The organism is Vibrio rhizosphaerae (assembly GCF_024347095.1).
Classification (GTDB): Bacteria; Pseudomonadota; Gammaproteobacteria; order Enterobacterales; family Vibrionaceae; genus Vibrio; species Vibrio rhizosphaerae.
In genome coordinates this window covers 1,307,548-1,328,643 of sequence record NZ_AP024903.1, presented here as the reverse complement: position 1 = coordinate 1,328,643, position 21,096 = coordinate 1,307,548, and the positions used below count along the sequence as shown (strand labels likewise).

21 protein-coding genes and 1 pseudogene are annotated in these 21,096 nt (G+C 47.6%); 8 read left to right on the top strand and 14 right to left on the bottom strand.

Going from position 1 to position 21,096, the window contains the following annotated elements; genetic code table 11:
- The first annotated feature begins 212 nt into the window (after positions 1-212).
- From nagB to OCV37_RS19800, 7 genes and pseudogenes are all read left to right on the top strand, one after another.
- Positions 213-1,025, top strand: a complete 813-nt coding sequence (nagB, locus tag OCV37_RS05715) for a glucosamine-6-phosphate deaminase (protein WP_038178507.1) — start codon at positions 213-215, stop codon at positions 1,023-1,025.
- Positions 1,026-2,177 carry an N-acetylglucosamine-6-phosphate deacetylase gene (gene nagA, locus OCV37_RS05710; RefSeq protein ID WP_038178506.1) on the top strand — a complete coding sequence of 384 codons (1,152 nt, stop codon included), beginning with the start codon at positions 1,026-1,028 and terminating at the stop codon, positions 2,175-2,177.
- Between the two features lie 16 nt (positions 2,178-2,193).
- On the top strand, positions 2,194-3,408 hold the full coding sequence (locus OCV37_RS05705) for an ROK family protein (RefSeq protein ID WP_038178677.1): 1,215 nt from the start codon (positions 2,194-2,196) through the stop codon (positions 3,406-3,408).
- 79 nt (positions 3,409-3,487) lie between these two features.
- Complete coding sequence (locus tag OCV37_RS05700; protein ID WP_038178675.1) at positions 3,488-4,108, top strand: esterase/lipase family protein; 621 nt, start codon at positions 3,488-3,490, stop codon at positions 4,106-4,108.
- Entirely contained in the window at positions 4,020-4,709 is a 690-nt protein-coding gene (locus OCV37_RS05695; protein WP_157634872.1) for an alpha-ketoglutarate-dependent dioxygenase AlkB family protein, read from the top strand. The genes OCV37_RS05700 and OCV37_RS05695 overlap by 89 nt, the downstream gene beginning before the upstream one ends.
- Positions 4,710-4,786: 77 nt before the next feature.
- Positions 4,787-5,275 (top strand): annotated as a pseudogene (locus OCV37_RS19805) (bifunctional transcriptional activator/DNA repair enzyme AdaA); the annotation flags it as partial.
- A 39-nt stretch (positions 5,276-5,314) separates the two neighbouring features.
- Positions 5,315-5,854: a methylated-DNA--[protein]-cysteine S-methyltransferase gene (locus tag OCV37_RS19800; protein WP_342665169.1), complete on the top strand. Its 540-nt coding sequence runs from the start codon at positions 5,315-5,317 to the stop codon at positions 5,852-5,854.
- Between the two features lie 161 nt (positions 5,855-6,015).
- On the opposite strand, the gene OCV37_RS05685 is transcribed toward OCV37_RS19800, so the two are convergent.
- Positions 6,016-6,810, bottom strand: coding sequence for a transporter substrate-binding domain-containing protein (locus OCV37_RS05685; RefSeq protein WP_038178672.1), 795 nt, complete (start codon positions 6,808-6,810; stop codon positions 6,016-6,018).
- Positions 6,811-7,282: 472 nt separating this feature from the next.
- On the opposite strand from OCV37_RS05685, the gene OCV37_RS05680 reads away from it, so the two are divergent.
- A complete protein-coding gene (locus OCV37_RS05680) occupies positions 7,283-9,229 on the top strand; it encodes a HAMP domain-containing methyl-accepting chemotaxis protein (protein WP_038178504.1) in 1,947 nt (648 codons plus the stop codon).
- Positions 9,230-9,379: 150 nt separating this feature from the next.
- Here the strand turns inward: OCV37_RS05680 and OCV37_RS05675 are convergent, their stop codons facing one another.
- From OCV37_RS05675 to pbpC, 13 genes are all read right to left on the bottom strand, one after another.
- Entirely contained in the window at positions 9,380-9,997 is a 618-nt protein-coding gene (locus tag OCV37_RS05675; RefSeq protein ID WP_038178503.1) for a glutathione S-transferase family protein, read from the bottom strand.
- Between the two features lie 160 nt (positions 9,998-10,157).
- Positions 10,158-10,790, bottom strand: a complete 633-nt coding sequence (catB, locus tag OCV37_RS05670) for a type B chloramphenicol O-acetyltransferase (RefSeq protein ID WP_038178502.1) — start codon at positions 10,788-10,790, stop codon at positions 10,158-10,160.
- 38 nt (positions 10,791-10,828) lie between these two features.
- The gene (locus OCV37_RS05665) at positions 10,829-11,449 is read right to left on the bottom strand and encodes a hypothetical protein (RefSeq protein WP_038178501.1); all 621 of its coding nucleotides are present in this window, start codon (positions 11,447-11,449) and stop codon (positions 10,829-10,831) included.
- Positions 11,450-11,558: 109 nt separating this feature from the next.
- Positions 11,559-12,305, bottom strand: coding sequence for a metallophosphoesterase family protein (locus tag OCV37_RS05660; protein WP_038178500.1), 747 nt, complete (start codon positions 12,303-12,305; stop codon positions 11,559-11,561).
- A 25-nt stretch (positions 12,306-12,330) separates the two neighbouring features.
- Complete coding sequence (locus OCV37_RS05655) at positions 12,331-13,023, bottom strand: NADPH-dependent F420 reductase (RefSeq protein WP_038178498.1); 693 nt, start codon at positions 13,021-13,023, stop codon at positions 12,331-12,333.
- A gap of 159 nt (positions 13,024-13,182) precedes the next feature.
- Positions 13,183-13,635 (bottom strand): GNAT family N-acetyltransferase, encoded by a 453-nt coding sequence (locus tag OCV37_RS05650; protein WP_261888132.1) that lies wholly within the window; start codon positions 13,633-13,635, stop codon positions 13,183-13,185.
- A 128-nt stretch (positions 13,636-13,763) separates the two neighbouring features.
- Positions 13,764-14,171 (bottom strand): ABZJ_00895 family protein, encoded by a 408-nt coding sequence (locus OCV37_RS05645; protein ID WP_038178497.1) that lies wholly within the window; start codon positions 14,169-14,171, stop codon positions 13,764-13,766.
- Between the two features lie 34 nt (positions 14,172-14,205).
- Entirely contained in the window at positions 14,206-14,832 is a 627-nt protein-coding gene (locus OCV37_RS05640) for a LysE family translocator (RefSeq protein WP_038178496.1), read from the bottom strand.
- A 29-nt stretch (positions 14,833-14,861) separates the two neighbouring features.
- On the bottom strand, positions 14,862-15,083 hold the full coding sequence (locus tag OCV37_RS05635) for a VF530 family protein (RefSeq protein WP_038178494.1): 222 nt from the start codon (positions 15,081-15,083) through the stop codon (positions 14,862-14,864).
- Positions 15,084-15,278: 195 nt separating this feature from the next.
- Positions 15,279-16,178: a protein translocase subunit SecF gene (gene secF / locus OCV37_RS05630; protein WP_038178492.1), complete on the bottom strand. Its 900-nt coding sequence runs from the start codon at positions 16,176-16,178 to the stop codon at positions 15,279-15,281.
- Position 16,179: 1 nt separating this feature from the next.
- Positions 16,180-18,015: a protein translocase subunit SecD gene (secD, locus tag OCV37_RS05625; protein ID WP_038178491.1), complete on the bottom strand. Its 1,836-nt coding sequence runs from the start codon at positions 18,013-18,015 to the stop codon at positions 16,180-16,182.
- A 130-nt stretch (positions 18,016-18,145) separates the two neighbouring features.
- Complete coding sequence (locus tag OCV37_RS05620) at positions 18,146-18,616, bottom strand: hypothetical protein (protein ID WP_038178490.1); 471 nt, start codon at positions 18,614-18,616, stop codon at positions 18,146-18,148.
- A gap of 191 nt (positions 18,617-18,807) precedes the next feature.
- Positions 18,808-21,090 (bottom strand): penicillin-binding protein 1C, encoded by a 2,283-nt coding sequence (gene pbpC / locus OCV37_RS05615; protein ID WP_169739344.1) that lies wholly within the window; start codon positions 21,088-21,090, stop codon positions 18,808-18,810.
- Positions 21,091-21,096 lie beyond the last annotated feature (6 nt).

The window sequence follows — 21,096 nt, the reverse complement described above, 5'->3', positions numbered from 1 at the left end:
ACTAAGACCTAATATATATGTCACATAAATGATAATTTTGTAAAGCAATACGACATTTTATTTGCACTAATCGAAAAGTTTATTCAATATATAAATTAAGTCCACCTTACTCTGATGCCTAAGCAGTGATGAACTCAAACCGTACACGGTCACACTGATGCCCGAATCACTGCGACAAATCAGAGTGTCAGTATGATGCATGGAGAGAAAAAATGCGTTTATTACCTTTGAAAGATAAGCAACAAGTGGGTCAATGGACCGCACATTATATTGTTGAAAAAATCAGAGCGTTTCAGCCAACGGCAGCGCGCCCCTTTGTATTAGGCTTACCGACGGGTAGTACACCACTGACGACCTATCAGGCGCTGATTCAGCTATATCAGGCTGGTGAGGTGAGTTTTGAACATGTGGTGACGTTCAATATGGATGAATATGTCGGGCTGGCACCGGATCATCCTCAAAGTTATCATCACTTTATGTTTGAAAACTTTTTTAACCATATTGATATCCAGAAGCAGAATATTCACATTTTAAATGGCATGGCGCCTGATTTAGAGGCAGAATGTCAGGCTTATGAAGCGGCGATTAAGCAGTTCGGCGGGATTCATCTCTTCTTCGGCGGTGTCGGTAGCGACGGACACATTGCATTTAATGAACCGGCTTCGTCTTTAGCATCCAGAACCCGGATCAAGACCCTGACCCAGGAAACGATTATCGATAATGCCCGTTTCTTCGAAAATGATGTCCATCAGGTACCGAAAATGGCGCTAACCGTCGGCGTCGGCACATTATTGGATGCCAAAGAAGTGCTGATTCTTGCCACCGGGCCAAACAAGGCATTGGCAGTACAGGCCGGTGTTGAAGGTGCAGTCAATCATTTGTGGACTATCTCTGCTTTGCAGATGCATCCCCGGAGTATTCTCATCTGTGATGAACCGGCGGCCATGGAACTGAAAGTCAAAACATTACGCTATTTTCAGCAGCTTGAGGCGGCTGAGATTGATAAATTTGGAGGAACAAAGTAAATGTTCGCACTATGTCATGGTGAGGTTCTGACCGGTGATGAAAGATTACTGGACACTGCGGTTGTCATCAGCAAAGAAAAAATTCACGCTTTAGTCCCGATGTCAGAACTGTCTGAAGATATTCCCCGGTTCGATCTGCATGGCCATATTTTGTCTCCCGGTTTTATCGACTTACAACTGAACGGCTGTGGTGGTGTGATGTTCAATAGCGCGCCGACTCCGGAAACACTGGAACACATGCATCTCACCAACCTGCAAACCGGGACGACCAGTTTTCTGCCGACATTGATTAGTGACAGTGATCATGTGATTCGTCAGGCGGTTGAGGCCACACGTCAGTATATGACTCAGCATCAGCATCAAGTGCTGGGGATGCACCTTGAAGGCCCCTACACCAACCCGGTACGCAAAGGCATTCATCCGCTCGAGCAGCTACGCCAGCCCAATAATGAAATGATCGACTGGTTAACCGACCAAGCGCCGTGGCTGAAAAAAGTCACGCTCGCGCCGGAAATCAATCATGGCGAGCATTTGAGACAGCTGCACAAAGCGGGAATTATCGTCAGTATCGGTCATACCGCAGCCACCTATGAACAAGCGAATCAAGCCTTTGAACTGGGTGCGAGCTTTGCCACGCACCTATATAATGCCATGACATCAATGGAAAACGGCCGCTCCCCCGGAGTTGTCGGAGCCGTGTTTGATCGCAATGATGTGCATGCAGGGATCATTGCCGATGGTTACCATGTTCACTGGGCGAACGTCCGGACTGCCAAGAAAGCCATGGGTGAACGGCTTTGTCTGGTCACTGATGCGACTGCAGCTGCGACACCACCGGCAGATCTGACTGAGTTTGATTTTTGTGGCACGACAGTGTTTATCCGCGACGGCAAGTGTGTCGATCAGGACGGGACGCTGGGCGGCTCGGCACTGACAATGAATGAAGGCATCCGTCTGCTGGTTGAGCAAGCTGAAATTCCACAGGAAGAAGCCTTCAGAATGGCAACGCTCTACCCGGCTCGGGCTATCCAGATGGATCACCTTCTCGGTGCGATTCGTCCCGGAATGATTGCTAACCTCACGATCCTCGACCCGGCTTACCAAGTGATTAATACGTTGGTCAACGGTGCGTGGACCAAGGATATGCACTAACGAGGACATGCAGTCAATGGTCAAACGTAGCCGACAAGTGACAAATCACGAACAACTCAAACAGGTCAATGCAGCCCTGGTCTATCAGTTGATCGATCAAGAAGGGCCGATTTCCCGGGTCCGGATTGCACAACAAAGTGCGCTGGCACCGGCCAGTGTCACCAACATCACACGTCAGCTACTGGCCCACAATCTCATTACCGAGGTTGAACAACAAGCCTCTACCGGCGGACGACCGGCAATCTCACTGACCACCAATCAGCGAGATTTCTATTTTATCTCCTGCCGGTTAGGGCGGGATATGATTCAAACCAGTCTGATGGATTTATCCGGCCAGATTCATCATGTTCAGCAAACACCGATTGAATCTCACGATACACAAGGCATCGTTGACACACTCCGTCATCAAATCTGCCAGATCCGTTCCCGCTACGCTGCACACCAGCGTCTGATTGCCATTGCAATTACGATGGCCGGTTTAGTCGATCCGACTTCAGGGATGATCCATTACTCACCCAACCATAAAATTGCCGGTCTCAAGTTATCTTCAGCCCTTGAAGACCTCGCGCTGCCAATCTACATCGGCAATGACATTCGTGCCAGAGCACTCTCTGAATACTATCTGGGCGAAGCCAAGCAGTGTGATGACTTCATCCTGATCAGTATTCATCACGGCGTCGGTGCCGGGATCATTACAGATGGACAGTTACTTTTGGGAAAACACCGTCCGATTGGCGAAATCGGGCACATTCAGATTGATCCATTCGGTCAGCGCTGTCACTGCGGTAGCTTTGGGTGCCTTGAAACGGTGGTGTCGAATCAAGCTTTGTTGAAGCAAACCGAAACTCTCTTGCAAAGAGGCCATCCCAGCGGTTTATCTCCGGATAATCTCACCATCGAACGGCTCTGTGATGCTGCACTTCAGGGGGATGCGGTGGCAACACATATTATCGAGCAGGCCGCTCAGTACCTTGGACGCGTCTTGGGGATGCTGGTCAATGTCTTCAATCCGGAAAAAATTCTGTTTGCCGGAGAAATGATTCAAACCGCCCCGGTTTTGTTTCCCCTACTGCTGGAACAAATTCAGCGTCAGACGCTGCCGAGCTTTGCCGGAGATTTACGCCTTGAACAAGCCCGTTTTCAGCAACAGGACACCATCGGTGGTTACGCGCTGATTAAACGTGCCTTGCACGAAAGTGATCTGCTCCAACATATCATGACAGACGAATAACGCGTTATACTCACGATTGAACGCAATAAAACTGATACGATGCAGTTCAGTCTTTAGGAAATCTGACATGAAAGAGTCTATGAAAATCATTCTTCTCCACGGCTTATACATGCATGGCATCGCGCTACACCCCCTGCGTCAGCGATTAAACCAGCTTGGCTATGCCACGGAAGTGCTCAGCTACAATACCGTCGCTATTGATGGTGAAAAACTATTCAGCGATATTGATGCAGCGCTCGATCAGAGCCATGTCAATATTCTGGTCGGTCATAGTCTCGGGGGCGTGATGATCAAAAACTATCTCGCTTCCCGTCAGCCGTCTGTCCACCAAATTTCTCATGTGGTCACCATAGGCTCTCCTCTTCAGGGCGCCTCGATTATTAGTAAGATTCAAGCGATGGGCTTTGGTATGATTCTCGGCAATGCCCCGGATCATGGTTTACAGCAACATGAAGATGAATGGCGCTTTCCACAAAAACTCGGCAGCATCGCGGGCACGATGGCTTTCGGGATTCGTCCGCTGTTATTCGGTAATGATGCCGCATCGGATGGGACGGTCACTGTTGAAGAAACCAAAATCCGCGGGATGACTGATCATCTTGAAATCTGCTATGCCCACACCACGATGCTATACGCACAAACACTCGCTGCACAAATCGATACGTTTATCCGTCATGATCGTTTCCAGCCAGAATCCTGAAATCATCGATCTGCCCGATGGCAGATTACGTTATGTGAGTTCGCTGCTCACCGAGACGGATGCATTGATACACCGCTTGACAACCTCGCTGAACTGGTATCAGGGGGATGTTTTCCTGTTTGGCCGTCATCATAAAACGCCCCGACTCCAGTGTTGGTACGGTGATAAAGCCTATACCTACTCTCAAGTTCGTCTGGAGCCAACCCCTTGGCCTCCGTTACTACAGCAACTCAGGACGATTGTCGAAGAGGCTTCAGGACATGCTTTTAACTCTGTATTGGGTAACTGGTATCAACACGGGCAACACAATATGGGAATGCACGCCGATAATGAACCAGAATTAGGTCAAAACCCAGTCGTCGCAATGCTCACCTTCGGGACTGCACGCCCCTTGCAATTCAGACACCGTAACGGTGTAGATCGATTCACCATCATACCGGAAGACGGTTCGTTACTGATAATGGAAGGACCGATTCAGCATTACTGGCGACATGGTATTCATAAAAGCAAAACAATCAGCGCCCCACGAATCAGTCTGACATTTCGTCAGATTTTATCCGTCAACCATGCCCATACAGCTCGTCGTCAGTCGAAAAAATAGTTGTCAATTTATTGGTTGCCATATCACTTTTTTTACATGTATCGTCTGAACATTCAAGCCGACAAAAGCATATTCCCATGCAAAAAAATGGACAGCCCATTACCGACCCACAACAGATAAACCGTTATTATCAGGCGCTGGTGGACAAAGACCCGCACTATGTGGGGATCTTCTATGCCGGCGTCAAAACCACATCTATTTTCTGTATTGCGACCTGTCGGGCCCGTAAACCGAAGCAAGAGAATGTTGATTTTTATCCGACATTCAAAGCGGCGCTTGATGCGGGTTTCCGCCCCTGTAAGATTTGTAAACCGACAGAAAATGCCAACGAAGCGCCCTCACCGGTTGCAAAAGCTATCGAACTGGTCCGCCAACACCCGAAAGAGAAAATTTCAGACAGCCAATTGAGACAGCATCAGATACAGCCAGAAATGGTTCGACGCTGGTTTAAGAAAAACTATGGCATTACATTTCATACCTTCCAGCGGATGTACCGTATTAACAATGCGCTGGTCGAACTCAAAGAAGGGAAGAAACTCATGGACACCGCCTACGACACAGGATATGAATCATTGAGTGGATTCGGTTACACGTTTAAGAAAGTGATGGGAAAATCCCCCAACCAAAGTACCGACAGTCAGGTCATTCTGATCAATCGCTTGACGACGCCATTAGGCCCGATGTTTGTCTGTGCGACGGATGAAGGCATCTGTTTGCTGGAGTTTGTCGAACGGCGCATGCTGGAAACCGAATTCCGCGATTTACAACGCCTGTTGAAAGCGACCATTATCAATGGTGAGAATGACCATATTCGTCAGGCTAAACAAGAAATAGCCGAGTATTTCGCCGGGACACGCAAACAATTTGACGTAAGCATTCACTCACCCGGAACACCCTTCCAAAAGCAGGTGTGGCAAGCGCTACAGCAGATCGAATATGGCACGACAGCGTCCTATCAGCAACAAGCGGAAGCCATTCATAATCCCAATGCGGTCCGGGCAGTTGCTTCAGCCAACGGACATAACCGTATCGCTATCATTATTCCGTGCCATCGCGTCATCGGCAAAAACGGTAAGCTGGTCGGTTATGCCGGCGGGCTCGAGCGTAAGCGTTGGCTGCTTGAACATGAGAATGCTCACCGTTGATTCTCTGTCACCCAATCACTGAAAGTTACTTCAAGTCGCGCGTCGAAGTGAGAGGTGAATCGCCGAGACGGATATTCAAATCTCCGTCCATAAAAAAACACCGAAGCAATCGGTGTTTTTTATTCTGTCGCCAGCATCGAAGGAACACTGGCACAAATGAGTTACTGCACGTTGTTGATCCAACGGTCTGACTTAAACCATTTGTTGTAAATCCGTTCGTACGTCCCGTCACCATGAATCTGTTTTAAATAATTATTCAGGAAGTTTACAAACGCCATATCTCCCTGACGTACAGCCCAGCCCAGCGGTTCGAATGTGAAGGCTTCATCAAGATGAACAACCTGCTGCGAATGTTGTGCCGCGTACATCGCGTTATAGGGCAAATCGTAAACAAACGCATCGGCCCGGCCATTGGCAACCTGCAACACGGCATCGGCAGACGTATCGTAGAGATCAACTTTTGCTTTTGACAGATATTTCTTCGCCGCTTCGGCACCGGTCGTTCCCATTTGAGTGGTGACCGTGTACTTCGCATCATTCAAATCACGATAACTATGAATTTTTCCGGCCAGTTTCGGTGACAGTAAAACCGTCTGACCAATCTGCATGTACGCATCAGCAAACGACACTTTCAGATTGCGTTTCGGTGTCACTGTCATCCCGCCGATAAAATCACACTTTCCGGTCTGTAATGCCGGAATAATGCCATCCCATGCGGTATTGACCGGCACAAATTTCACATCGATCGAATGCGCCATATGCTTTGCAATATCAATATCAAAACCGATGAATCGCCCATCTTTACTGGTCATTTCAAATGGTACATAACCAGCTTCAAAACAGAATTTAAGCTCACCTGACTTTAAAATCCCTTCAATGGTGGATGCTGTCGCAAATGGTGTCGTCGCAGAGAAAGCAGCAGTGCCAATGACCAAACCGGTCAACAACCGACGCATTCCTGTTTTCACTAGATGAATTGTCATGATGAATCATTCCGTAAATTGTTGTGCTTTAAGTAATATTATTTTTTAAGTCCATATTCAGCATCATCTCATCCGGTCATTGTTGACCCTATGGATGTAATGCGCACCGAATCATCCGGGAAAAATGTCACAATTTCAATCGATTCTCATTATATCTTATGCTCAAACTTCGCGCCTGAATCTCAAAATGAGATCAGACCCGCACACGCTAACTGCACCCTGATCTCATTGTGATGTACATTTAGTTACTGATTTTACTCAATTAATTGAGACTCCTTCAAAGTTTTCAGATCTTTTCACTCAACTACTCTGATATCTTATCAATAGTCTATAATTTGTATGTTGCTCTGATATCATGTGGTGAGATTTTGTCGGATCTCTGGCACGTATTTATTGCCAAAAATAACGTCAAAAGGGTTATCAAAACAGATAAATAGGTGGAAATATGTTTAGGGACTTAAGGCTAGGCTTAAAAATTGGTGCTGGGTTTGCTGTCGTACTGATTTTATTATCGATTGTTTTAGGGGCGAGTATCATCGCATTACAGTCAGTCAGTGATGGGATCAACCAATACAGAGGTCTGGCCCGGGAGACGAATCTTTCCAGTCGCTTACAAACGAACATGCTAATGGTTCGTATGAATGTGAAAGATTTCCTGATCACGAGAAACACGGAAGACATCACCACCTATCAAAACTATCTTGCCAAAATGCGCAATTACTTAAATGAGGCAAAACAATTAATTCAATCTCCAGAAAGAAAAGACCTGATTGACCAAGTGGGCAGCGCAATTGATACCTATGACAATGCCTTTAAGCAAGTGGTAGAACTCGTCAGGAAACGTAATCATCTTGAAGAAAAACTAAGCACTTACGGCGAAGAGATGCGCAAGACTGTGGCTCAAATTCTCAACGCCGCTAATCAAGAAAACAATACCACACTCACCTACCGCGCCGCTCAGACACAACGTGGTATGCTTGTCGGGCGTCTGTTTGTGGTGAAATATCTGCAAAGCAGCCTTGATGAAGATTTCACCATCGCGGTCACCAATATGGATCAAGAGCTACAGGATGAAATACAGGCGCTGAAGCAAGAGATCCAAGGCACATCGCAGCAACCACTGTTGACCGCTTTCCTCAAAGCTCATCAAGATTATCTGAGAGACATGAATGACATCCATACTCAGATTGCACAATCCAATAAAATTATTACTGGGACTCTCGATAGATTAGGCCCTCAGATTGCTGCAAATGTCGAAAAAGTCACGCTGTCAGTGATGAAAGAACAAGATACGCTCGGTCCTGAGTTAAAAGACAATACCAGCAGAAGTATAGAAATCACGATGCTTTTATCTGTACTGGCAATTGTGTTGGGAATCGCCGCCTCTTATGTTCTGACGATTGCCATTACCCGCCCGGTTCGTAAAGCTGTGAATGCGGCCAATCTGCTCGCAGAGGGTGATTTGACGATTGATGTCGGAAAAACCAGTAAAGATGAAACCGGTTTACTGCTGGCTGCGGTGCAAAACACTGCGATAAATCTCAAAGAGATGATCACCACGATTTCCGGAGCCAGCACCGAGCTTGCATCGGCATCGACTGAACTGGCCACTGTCACCGAACAAAGTAGTCAGAGTATTATCCGGCAAGAATCAGAAACAGAAATGGTCGCAACCGCTATGAATGAGATGACCGTGACCGTTCATGATGTGGCCAACAGCGCCTCTCAGGCAGCGACTGCGGCCGATAAAGCCAATCAGGAAGCTGAATCCGGTGCAAATGTTGTATCACGCACAATCAAGGCTATTCATCTACTCTCGGACAGCGTCACCCAGTCTGCGGAAAAACTCAGCGAAGTTGAACAAGAAGTCCACAACATCAGTACCATTCTGGACGTCATCAGAGGGATTGCCGAGCAGACCAACCTGCTCGCACTGAATGCAGCAATTGAGGCAGCCCGTGCCGGAGAACAAGGCCGCGGATTTGCGGTTGTTGCCGATGAAGTCCGCTCACTGGCATCCAGAACACAGGATTCCACCCAAGAGATCCAGAACATTATTGAGCAGCTTCAACAAGGGACACAAAGTACCGTCGATGCGATGAGTCAGGGGAAAAAACAAGCATCGGTATGTGTTGAACAGGCCGATGAGACCAATGAAACGTTGCAAGCAATTATCCATGCTATTGGTGTAATCAATGACATGAATATGCAAATCGCCAGTGCTTCTGAGCAGCAGAGCACAGTTGCTGAAAGTATCAACGAAAACATTGTCAATGTGCGTCAAATCGCTGAAGAAAATGCCGTGGCATCCGATGAAACCCGTCAATCCAGTGGTGAAATCGCTCGTCTGGCAGAGCAACTGAATCATTTAGTTTCACGCTTTAAAATTTAATTCACGCTGTCTGAGCGACACATCTCAGCAAAAAAGGGAAGCCATCTCATCTGGCTTCCCTTTTTATCTCAAACATCTCAAACCACAATATTAAACACATAATATCCTGTCGCTTGACGAAATCCACCTCCGCAATACAAGTGATGGGATTCAATCGGGTGAAGGTGAATATGCCGGGGGTTCTGAAGCCATGACACTGTCATTCTGTCGAATAAACATCAGATGCCGATTGTAGAATGCATGACCACAGCAACCATGCTGCAAGGCTTTTTTGTATATGGAAGCCACAAATATATCGGCCAGACTAAAACCATGACCAATCGCATACCCGGACTCATGACAAAGCGATGGACTGAGTTTTTCGAGACCATGCATAATCCACTCGCCACGGAGTTGCCGTTTCGAAACCTCATCAAGATCAGGACGCAAAAATTGCAGCACCGTTCGGTTTTGCGGCGAATGAATACTGCCATTGACATATTCACAGACACGGCGAATATGCGTTTTTTCATTGAGATTTTCACCGAGCAAAGAGCAACGAGGAAAACGTTCTTCAAGATACTCAGCGATCGCCATCGACTCAGAAAACACCACCCCGTCGACCGAGAGTGACGGCACATAGCCAAACGGATTAATGGTCAGATAGGTCGAGTTCAGCGCTTGTGAACTGACCTCGACGATTTGGTAGGGAATCCCCTTAAAGTTAAGCACCCACTGAACTCTTTCCGAGCTATTGGAACCCTTGGCACTATATAACAAAATATCCATATCCAGATTCTCTCCTGAAACAGCCGACGACACCGGCCAATAACGACTTCTTTTCTCTCTTATGGTGAATGGGTGAGAAGACGTCTTGTGAATCGAGTCTTGTGAATCGATAGCAGACGGCACCACAAGCTCAGATATCAGGGCCCGGCATCGCAATCGATTAGCCGTTTGAATGTTGCCAGTGATGATAAAGGTTCTTAATATCAGACGAACACAAAAACGGCATCGCTGCTTTAATTTGTGGCAGTGACCAATCCCACCAAGCCATTTCAAGCAACATAGCGATTTCCGGTTCTGAAAACCGTTTCCGGATGGGTTTGGCCGGATTGCCACCGACAATCGTATAGGGCTCAACATCTTTGGTGACTAAAGCCCGGCTGCCGATCACGGCACCATGGCCGATCTTGATGCCGGGCATAATCATAGCCTCAGACCCAATCCAGACATCGCTGCCAATCACGGTATCCCCCGCACTTTGATAAGCATCCATAGCCTCGGAAAACGCAGGCTCTTCACTCATATAAAAGAAAGGAAATGAGGTCGCCCAGTCATATCGGTGCCCTTGATTGCCAGCCATCATAAAGGCAGCACCGGTCCCGATAGAACAAAAACTGCCAATAATCAGCTGATCAACATCATCACGATCAGGCAACAGATAACGGGCACAATCATCAAATGAATGCCCATGATAATAGCCTGAATAGTAACTATAACGCCCCACCTTGATATTGGGGTTGCTCACCTGCTCTGTGAGTGGTTTGCCCTTAAAGGGACTTTCAAAATAATTTTTCATTGAAGACTCAATTCAACCAGAAAATAAAGCCTTAACCTCTACCCCACCAATTTATCAGATGCATATTTATCAAACTGGCGGCGAACATAAGGCACGGAAAATACGATTAAACCAATCTGCATCGGCCAGCCAGACACCAAATTAAATGTGACGAGACTATCGGCATTCATCGGGTATAACGCGAACAACAGCAATGCCTTGGCAAGATATGCGAGGACCCATATATAAGAGAGCCGCTGCCAAATACTGGCATAGGCTTTGGTTTGACTAAAATCCCACTGTTTCAGGCTGGGAGATGCAACCTCGGCAAACAACTTGGGAATCGGTTTATTGATCAGCGCAAAGATAAGGAATATCAACGCGGTTTGCAACGCCCCCACCAAAGACTTCACAAACAGCGTATTCAACAACCATTGGCCGGGGATCAACCAGACAATCGCGACTTCAATCAGCCCGAACACCGCAAATAAAAATGCAATATATTTGGTTGATTTCAGCCAGAAGCTCACCAATATCGCATAAAAACCAGAAGCGAGAACCGCATCAATCAATCCCAAATATCGATAAGTCAGACCATAAATCAATGCCGGTACGATCATCGATAACACTGCATCCCGGTTAAACAATATCCGCTGAATAATCTTGACACTTCCATTCATTTTACTCACCCCATATTTCTTTTACTGCAGACCCGGTTGCAATGCTGGACACGATATGACGGCAGCCGAAAAATCATCCCAATACGCATTCAATTGTGTTGTTTGATCATTAACATCGTCCGGTACGCAAAAATTGAACCCAGTCATGCCGACCTCGCTCGTGAGCCGCATCGATGGCTGGCAAGACATCGTAACCGACCCGGTGAAAAGCAATATGCCACTCACCACCAGAATCTCGGGACAACGTGACATACGATGCGCAAGAGGAATAATTTTGCATCGCATGACGCACCGGTTCTTCGTCTTGATACGCTTGCAATCCGACACTACCGGGATTGATGACGATTTGACCGGTCGATAGTTCAACACATCTTGGGATATGGGTATGACCACACAGAATGATTGGCGAGGAAATACCGGCCAATAATTCTAAAATGTCCTGATCCGCCCTCACTTCAGGTTTCCCTGACTCAACATTTTCTAATAAATACACCAGATCGTCGGTTGGTGTCCCGTGGCACGCATAGATATCACCGGTGATCTGTAAATCAAACGGTAACTGCTTCATCCAGTCTAACGGAGCCTGACCCAAATCACCGAGGATAAACGCCATGGTAGGATTGGATTCAATGTCTTCTGGCGTAGCTTGGTAGATTTGTCGATCCTGATTGCCTGATATCGTGTATGCATCCAGCGCTAACAAATATTCATAAGTTTCTCTCGGTGCAATCGGGCCATACAAGATATCCCCAAGATTGATAAACCGATCCACCCCTTGTGATTTGGCATGATTAACCACAGCATCGAGGGCAAAGACATTGCTATGAATATCAGATAATACGGCAAATTTTGTCACGCAATTTCCCTCATGCTTATGACGATTAATGATCCAGTTTATGGTCATGTAACGCCGACTGAATCCGGCCACTGAATGCTTGTTGTACTTCCGGGAGATCAATCAATGAAAATGCCTTCCATGGTGTTTGTGCTTTATACATCAGCATTCGAATCAAATCTGCAGCACTTTCTATTAATCGTGACTGCCTTAAATCACCACAATCTACTGGGGTAAATCCTATCTGCCCGATTAACTGTGACACCCTGTTTTTTGCTTCAGGCGCATCCGATGCCACAAAACAACAGACATTCAGCGCATCCAGTCCCTGCTCCGCAAGTTCAAATGTTTCTTGAGTAATCGTATTGAACGCAGTCACAACATGTGCAGATGGAATCTGACGCTGTAAAATTTCAGCCTTTGAGCAAGTAATCGCGTCAAATTGAAAGTCTTGCGGGACGGTACCATTGTGTGAACAGATCACGGGTTTTCCTGAAAGTGCGTTGATGTCGGTTAACACTTCATTCGGTGCAACATCTCTCGGATTGTAATAAATCACGTCACCATAATCTGCCGCTGCTTGGTTCGAGCCGCATTGAACATTCACCCCATAATCCGCAGCAAACCCAGCGACTTTGCGAAGATCTCTCGCACCAAAAAATACCGAATGGCCTTGTCGTGCAAGCGTTAGACCGATAACCTTTCCCATATTTCCTGTGCCAACAATACCGATTTTCATGACACTCAATCCCCCACTCCAAATAAAATAATGTTCACAACTATGGTTCAGAGGGAACCACTGACTTGTTTTATGCGTCAATGTATGATGTTAAGTCTGATACTCGCCACTCTCGCCATAAAGAGAGGTGATGACTGAATACTGTTCCGATATATCACTCTATACGGGTTCATCAACCAGTTCTAGTGCCATCGGAATATCCAAGATCCCGTTTCTGTTTCTGACCCCCTCAACACGCTTAAAACCAAAACGCAAATAGACATGTTCTGCATTCACGGCGGAGTTCACCGTAAAATAACCGTGATTACCGTGGTTGAGAGATACTTGCTTCACCACGTCCCACAACTGACGTGACAGTCCCTGTCCCTGATAGTGATCAGCAACAAACAGATGATACAGATGTGAGAAGTCGCGGATCCCGGCCACACCAACCACCGTATCACTCGGGTTCACCGCGACAACATAAAAGTAATTGCCCGATAAATAAGTTTCAATATTCGCCACCGACATAGAACCAAGCAGAAAGTGACGTGCCGATGCATCGAAAGTCGGGCAGACATATTTATCCGTTAACGGCACAATTAACTCACTGATAGCCTGCGCATCACTCATGAGAGCGCTTCTAATCTTGATGTCCATCATTTCTCCTGATGCAATGTCCGTCCAAATTGGATCCCCACCCGATATCCGGTGCTAACCGACGATTTCAAATATCGAATCAATCATGATTGAGCATCCGGTTAACTTTCGGCCAGTTCAGGACGCTGTTTGATGATGCTCTTTTTGACGCAATAGTTGATGAATAGAAAAAGCAACAAATGTAATGGAATGGCGATTAATAAACCAATCACTAAATATTGAATTGGTAAACCATTTGCCAACATGGTCGGGGTACCTAACAAGAGCGTGGCAATTACGTCACCGAGCAGCGCCAGCCCCATTAAATGCCATTTCTCTCGCTTCTCGACGAGTCGTCCATTCTTATTTGTGTAAGTGTAGAAAACCCAATATGACACACCGAGCAATATCGGCGCATTTAAACTGCTCGCATGCTCCTCCATTTCTAAAAAACCAGCGAACAAACCGGCAAGCGCCATCACTACGGTATAGGCAACCGTAAAACGAATGAAGAATCCTATTTTAGTCATTATCTTCCCTTAAAGGTATATTTATCAATTAAAACTACTGTTTACTCAATACAATTTTGCCGGCCAAGCCAATCAAAAGCACACCAGAGACCCCTTCGATGATTCGGGAATAACGCTGAGCTTTGGCGCTTTTTAATAACCAACTACCGACAAATGCATACATCATATTACACAGGGTCGCCATTCCACTGAAACACAACCCTAAAATGAATAGCTGCATATTCACTGAACTTGAAGCAGTATCAATAAACTGCGGCAGAAAAGACAGAAAAAACAACGCCACTTTCGGATTCAGGACACTGACAATGATCCCTTGTTGAAAGACATTCCCTTGGGACTGAGCATGTGCTGCTGTGGTTAACTTTGAACCGCCCAGCCACATCGACTTGAGAGAGCTGAACCCCAAATACAGCAGATAGATTGCCCCCAGCCACTTAACGATGCTGAAAGCCAACGCAGAACTCATGATAATGGCAGATAAACCGAGTACCGCCGCTAAAGTGTGGACGAAATAACCGACACCTAACCCTAGCGCAGCTTTCACGCCCCCGACCATTTTGCCCTTCATCGTGTTGGACACGATATAAATCACGTCTGGCCCCGGTATTAAGTTGATTGATAAACATGCAACAGCGAACAGTAAAATCGTGTGTAATTCCATGAATTGAGCGCTCCTTATCGGATATTTTCTTATTTGCAGAAAGTTTCAATATACAGTGCTTCGACCTTCTCTCTTGCCCACGGCGTTCTGCGCAGAAACTTTAATGACGACTTAATGGATGGGTTGTTGTAAAAACAGTTAATTTGAATGGCTGCATCTAACTCTTCCCAGCCATAGTGTTCTTGTAAACGCACCAAGATCTTTTCTAAAGTCAAACCGTGCAGCGGATTATTGGGTTGCTCTTGGCTCATGTCTGGCAGCTCCTGAAGTGCACTAAGGCACACTGAATTGATTTATATACGGGATAATTTACTGATTTTCATCCTCAAAGTATGTTTTTTCTCATCTTCAATGAAAAAAATCGAGCGTATCCACAGAATACCGCTCGAACAATTCACGGAAACGTCGGTTTAGGGCAGCATCAGTTGCTGCCCGTTTGCATCGGTCTAGTATGGTACTTCCGTTTCATGATCCGGCATAACCGGCTGTGGCTGATAATGCTGACTGGTGAGTCCCAACAGTTCAGGCAATGATGTCCCCACGGCAATCGAGGAGAACGTACCGGTCAGGATGCCAATAAACATTGCGATTGAAAACCCTTGCAGGGGTTCTCCCCCCATGATCCAGAGCGCGGCCACCGTCATCAGGGTTGTGCCAGATGTCACCATGGTTCGGGAAAATGTCGCCATAACCGCCATATTGTTAATATCTGGCAACGGCACATCAGGCTTTCTGATTAACAACTCACGAATCCGGTCTGCGATAATAATCGAATCGTTCAATGAGTAGCCCAGTATTGCCAACACCGCAGCAAGTACCGTCAGATTAAACTCCATTTGGGTCAGGGCAAAAAAAGCAATCACAAAAACGACATCGTGGACCAAAGCAAACAAGGCACCACTGGCTAAGCGCCATTCAAAGCGAAATGACAAATATCCCAGAATACACAACACCGCAATGAGGACAGCAAGCCCCCCTTGTTCTGCTAATTCTTGACCAACCTGAGGCCCGACAATACTGGTATTCAATGTCTCTATCGGCGTATCGAGTTGAGCGGAGAGCGCGGCGATATGAAGTTGTTCTGTGACAGGATAACGTAGAATCCAACGCTTCGGCTCACCTGTCGCAATCAGCGACACATCCCGACCATAATTTTGTGTGAGCGTATTACGCAGAACCGACTCATCCATTGGCTTATCCAATCGTATCTCGCTGACGACGCCGCCGGTAAAATCTTGTCCCCAGTTCAACCCTTTTAAGGCAATAACGCCAATGGATAACACCATCAGCAAAACCGAAACCGCACTGAAAATATAACGCCAGTAACGTGTGAATTTGAATGTCATATTAAACCCTTACCTCATGAGATGAATGGCGGCCATAAACCAGATTAATCAGGACGCGAGAGGCAAAAATGCCGGTAAACATGCTGGTTAGCAGCCCCAGCCCCAACGTCAATGCGAACCCTTTAATCGGACCATTGCCGATGGCATAGAGCACCACTGCGGTAATCATCGTGGTGATGTTGGCATCAAAGATGGTGGCAACTGCGCTCTTAAAGCCACAATCAATCGCATTCGCGAAACTTCTGCCTTCTTTGAGTTTGTCGCGGATACGCTCAAAAATCAGCACATTGGTATCCACGGCCATCCCGACCGTCAGCACTAATCCCGCAATCCCCGGCAGGGTTAAAACCGCCCCCGGTATCAATGCAATCAACCCAAATAACAGCACCATATTAGCGAGCAATGCAATATTGGCTATCCAACCTAAACGACGATACCACAGCGCCATAAACAGCAAGGTACTCGCCAGTCCCAGTCCAAGCGCTGCAAAGCCATTTCGAATATTTTCGGCACCTAAACTTGGCCCGATGGTCCGCTCCGCCACAATCGTGACCGGTGCCGTCATTGAACCGGCCCGGAGCAGTAACGCCAGCTGCTGCGCTTGTTGATGCGTTCCGACCCCGGTGATCCTGAATCGCTCCGACAGTGCAGACTGAATGGTTGCGACGCTGATCACTTTGTTTTTCTGAGTCAACGTTCCGTCAGGTTGGCGGCTATATTCACTAAATACCGTTGCCATCGGTTTACCGATATGCGTGCCGGAAAACGTCATCATCTGTTTCCCGCCTTCACTATCTAAGGTGATGTTGACTTCGGCTTGTCCCAATTCTCCGGCATTTGCTCTCGCATCGAGAATATGTGTCCCGGTCAGCACTGGTTTTTTGCCAACAATCACCGTCTCACCTTGAGCGTTCTTGAACAACTGAGTCTTGCCGTCAGCCAGCGGAAACGCTTCATAAAATGCCAGCGTTGCCGTGGAGCCAATCACATCTTTGGCAACCGCAGGATCCTGTACACCCGGCAGTTCAATCCGAATGCGATTCTCCCCCTCGCGCTGAACCAAGGCTTCGGTCACGCCCAACGATTCAATACGGGTCCGCATGATTTGTAAATTTTGCTGCACCGTCCTGACTCGCAGTTCGGTTTTCTCTCTGGGGTCGAGCTGGAGTTTTAACATTTTCCCGTCACGCATGACTTGCCATTGAGGAAAGTGGCTGGCGAGATAGTCGCTCACCACCGCTCTCGCTTCGTGCGGTAGAATGAGTTGTAACTGGCCGTCGTTGGTGTTCCTCAGGTGTAACCCTCGAATGCCTTGCGTCTGGGCAAAATCCCGGACCGCATTCGCAAGCGCTTCGGCCTGAAGGCGGTACACCGGCGTTGTATCAACATCTAATAAGAATTGAACCCCGCCCCGTAAATCCAATCCGAGCTTGATGGGTGAAAATCCAAGCTGGAGCAACCAATCCGGTGCGGACGGACTCAAAGCCAGGGTCAGTTTTTCAGGATGGACTGCATATCCGGCGAGTATCTCTTTGGCCTGTGCCTGCATCGTCGGCTCAGCTAAAACCACTTGGGTAAACTGCGGATTCGAATTAATTTTTTTGACCGATACATCATGTTGCAGCAGCACCCGATGAATCCCTTGAGGGTCAAGTGCTAACGTCGCAGACGTCGGTATTTGAATGGCCGCGTCTTCACCATACCAGGTCGGCATCGCGCTCAGGCCCATGATGATGAGGGTGGTGACTAAAACTAAGTATTTCCATACGGCATTGCGATTGCGCAATGCTGACGGGCGTCGCTTAGCAGACGTCTTAAAACTAGAATTGATTAACATATTTGCTCTTTGTCTCGTTGAGCTGACGGCATAGCCGCACGATAGGCAGTCCTGTCACACCAGTGATATAAGGTGCAACGGGTCATACCCGCTTGTTCGTTGTGTACTTAACGGTGTTGAGACAAAAACATCAGATGTGATGGATAAACCGGTATTGTAAATTCGATTCTTTCCAGCCGTTGAGGCGCCCTCGCCCACGATTGAATAAGGTCCATGGATGGCGAGGCAAAGCAATGGCAAAGCCATGACAGAGTTCAGGAATTTTTGGTAGTTGGATTTCGCTCGCAAGCAAGTATTCGGGATGATCATTTTCGCCAGAAAATCCCGACCTGCTGATGTTGCGCTGGCTGGTCGCCGGTGTATACCATAAACCATCATCCAGTAGCCTATCGTGCTGAACCTGATTGGTCGGGGTGACCTGAACCGTGGTGTGAATTTTGAGATGGGCAAATGTCTGGGGGTGCGATTCACTCTCAATATTTGTCTGAGCAAAAGCCTTCCAGGTTGTATTTTCTACGACGCCAGAATAGACAGAGACTAACAAGCCAACCCATAACAATATCGTCAACTTGCGGAACAGAGAGAGTGCACGCATTTTCATGCCTAATCATATTGGGGCAAAGACTTGAATTTCAATGCCCGGGCTTTATCTGAGTTCAGGATACGATGGTTGGTTTTAAATTCATCGCGACCAATAGAAGACCGAATCGTATGAGAAGCCCCGTCAAACAGAGCATACTCAATCGGTTCGTCATAAATTAAAGCCCCGACGATATCGGTGGCTGGATAAACTCACTCATCACGCCGCACCGCAAACGACACTTGATCCCTTGAACCGGCTTGATCAATTAGCGTCAGTTGATAGCGACCTGATTTTAAATCTTTCAGGATAATCTTTCTGTTCTGATTTGACAGCAAAACTCCGTTTAAAAGCCAGTAAAAAGGCGCTTCTCCCCCTTCAGCAGAAACAGTGATCTCTTGAGACTGTTGCTTCGGAAACCGGAATGCATCCTGATTCGCAAGCCCGTGAATGTGTACAGCAGACTGTCGAACAATCGCCCCGGTCACCGGACATCTCGGATCCCAGCCGGGAATACGGGCCGCACGGCGTTGCTCCGGTTTCAACCATGGGTCGAGCGGCGCTGGCCAGACCGTCACTTTGTGCCGTTGTGCCTTGATGTGGCAGCCAATATTGACACGCAACTGAGTGTCACTGGCTTGCCAAAAGTAAAATTCAGACTGATTAAACAGTTGCTGTTGCTCCGCAATATTGTACCAAGTCTTCGGAATGGTCCCGTCGACAACATAAGCCCGATGGCGCTCCTCACAGTCGGTTGTAACCCGATCCCCCTGTGGCCAGCAAATATCGACTTGAGAGACGCTGTCAGGCGCCAACGGGGCTGGGCGTTGGTCATTGAGGCGCTGATAAATATTGTTGATTAACGGCACCGCGGTCACTTGGCCGTAATGCCCGGGCATGGGGACACCATCCGGTCTGCCGATCCATACGCCGATGGTGTAATGCTGGCTGACACCGATGGCCCACGCATCCCGGAATCCATAGCTGGTACCGGTCTTGACCGCCAGACCAGCCACGGATTTGGGGTTCTCCAATAAAATTTTTCGGATCACCCACGCCGCCCCTTCACTTAAAAGCGGTTGCTGGGTCTGTTTGTCTGCCGAGCGAAAACGAAGATGCTGTGCTTGCCCTTTGTTCCCTAGACTCGTGTACGCATAGACTAAATCTTCTAAGTCAGAACCCACGCCTCCGAGCGCAATCGCTAAATTCGGTATTGCACCCACAGGGAGTTTTAAATGAATACCTGCTTTTTGCATCTTTAAGAAGAAATAAACCGGTTTTAACTGTTCCAGCACTTGCACCGCCGGAATATTGAGGCTTTTCTGTAAAGCGTGCGTGACCGACACAGGGCCACTGAATCCGCTGTTAAAATTGTCAGGTTGATAGCCACCAAAATTGAGGGGCACGTCCATCAATAAGCTTTCACTATGTATCATTCCTTCATCTAAGGCCATACCGTAAATAAAGGGCTTGAGGGTCGAACCCGGTGACCTTATGGCTGACACCATATCCACATAAGCAAAACGGCTGTTGTCATTGAAGTCAGCGGATCCGGCGTAGACTTTGACCTTGCCGGTCTGATTTTCAACCACCAAAGCCGCCGCAGAAACATTCTCTCCGATACCATGGACATAATGTCTGAGCAGCTCACTGGTCTGGCTTTGCCATTGGGGATGAATAAATGTGTGAATCTGAGGAGCCTGACTCTCGGTGACTAATCTGCGGGCGAGTAAGGGCGCCGACTGGTAACCTTCTTTAGGTGCAACCGTAATGTCTTCGATTAACGCATCGTTGAGCTGTTCCGGCGACCAGACGTGCTGGGCGACCAAGCGACGCATTAATTTATCCCGGGCTTGTCGGGCGCGCGCCGGATGGCGATCCGGGCGGTAGTAACTGGGCGCTTGTGGCAAGATTGCCAATAACGCGGCCTGAGCATCCGTCAATTGCTTCACCGAATGACCAAAGTAACCTAAAGAAGCCGCTTGAATCCCCTCATAAGTCCCGCCAAAAGGCGCATGGTTGAGATAATAAGTGAGGATATCTTTTTTACTGAAGTGCCACTCTAATTGCAATGCCCGGACGATTTCTTTGAGCTTTCCCCAGATCGTTCTGGGCTCCGGGTAACGGATGCGAGCCACTTGCATGGTGAGGGTTGAACCGCCGGATACGATTTCCCCGGAACTCAACCACTGCCAAGTGGCACGCATGAGAGCCAGCACATTGACACCCGGATGGTCATAAAAATATTGATCTTCATAAGTGATCAGTGCGGTGAGATAATTCGGGGAAACATCGTCTAAGGTGACAGGGAAACGCCAGACACCATTTTCATCGGCAAAGTGACGTAAAATAGAACCGTCCTCGGCGAGGACGGTCTGGCTAAGAGTACGGGATTCTAAATCGACGGGGACAGCCCAGTCATATAATAAGAAAGCCCCAAACAGCAGTATGCCGGTCATGGGCAGATAAGCCCATCGCCGGCAATATTTACTCATGATAGT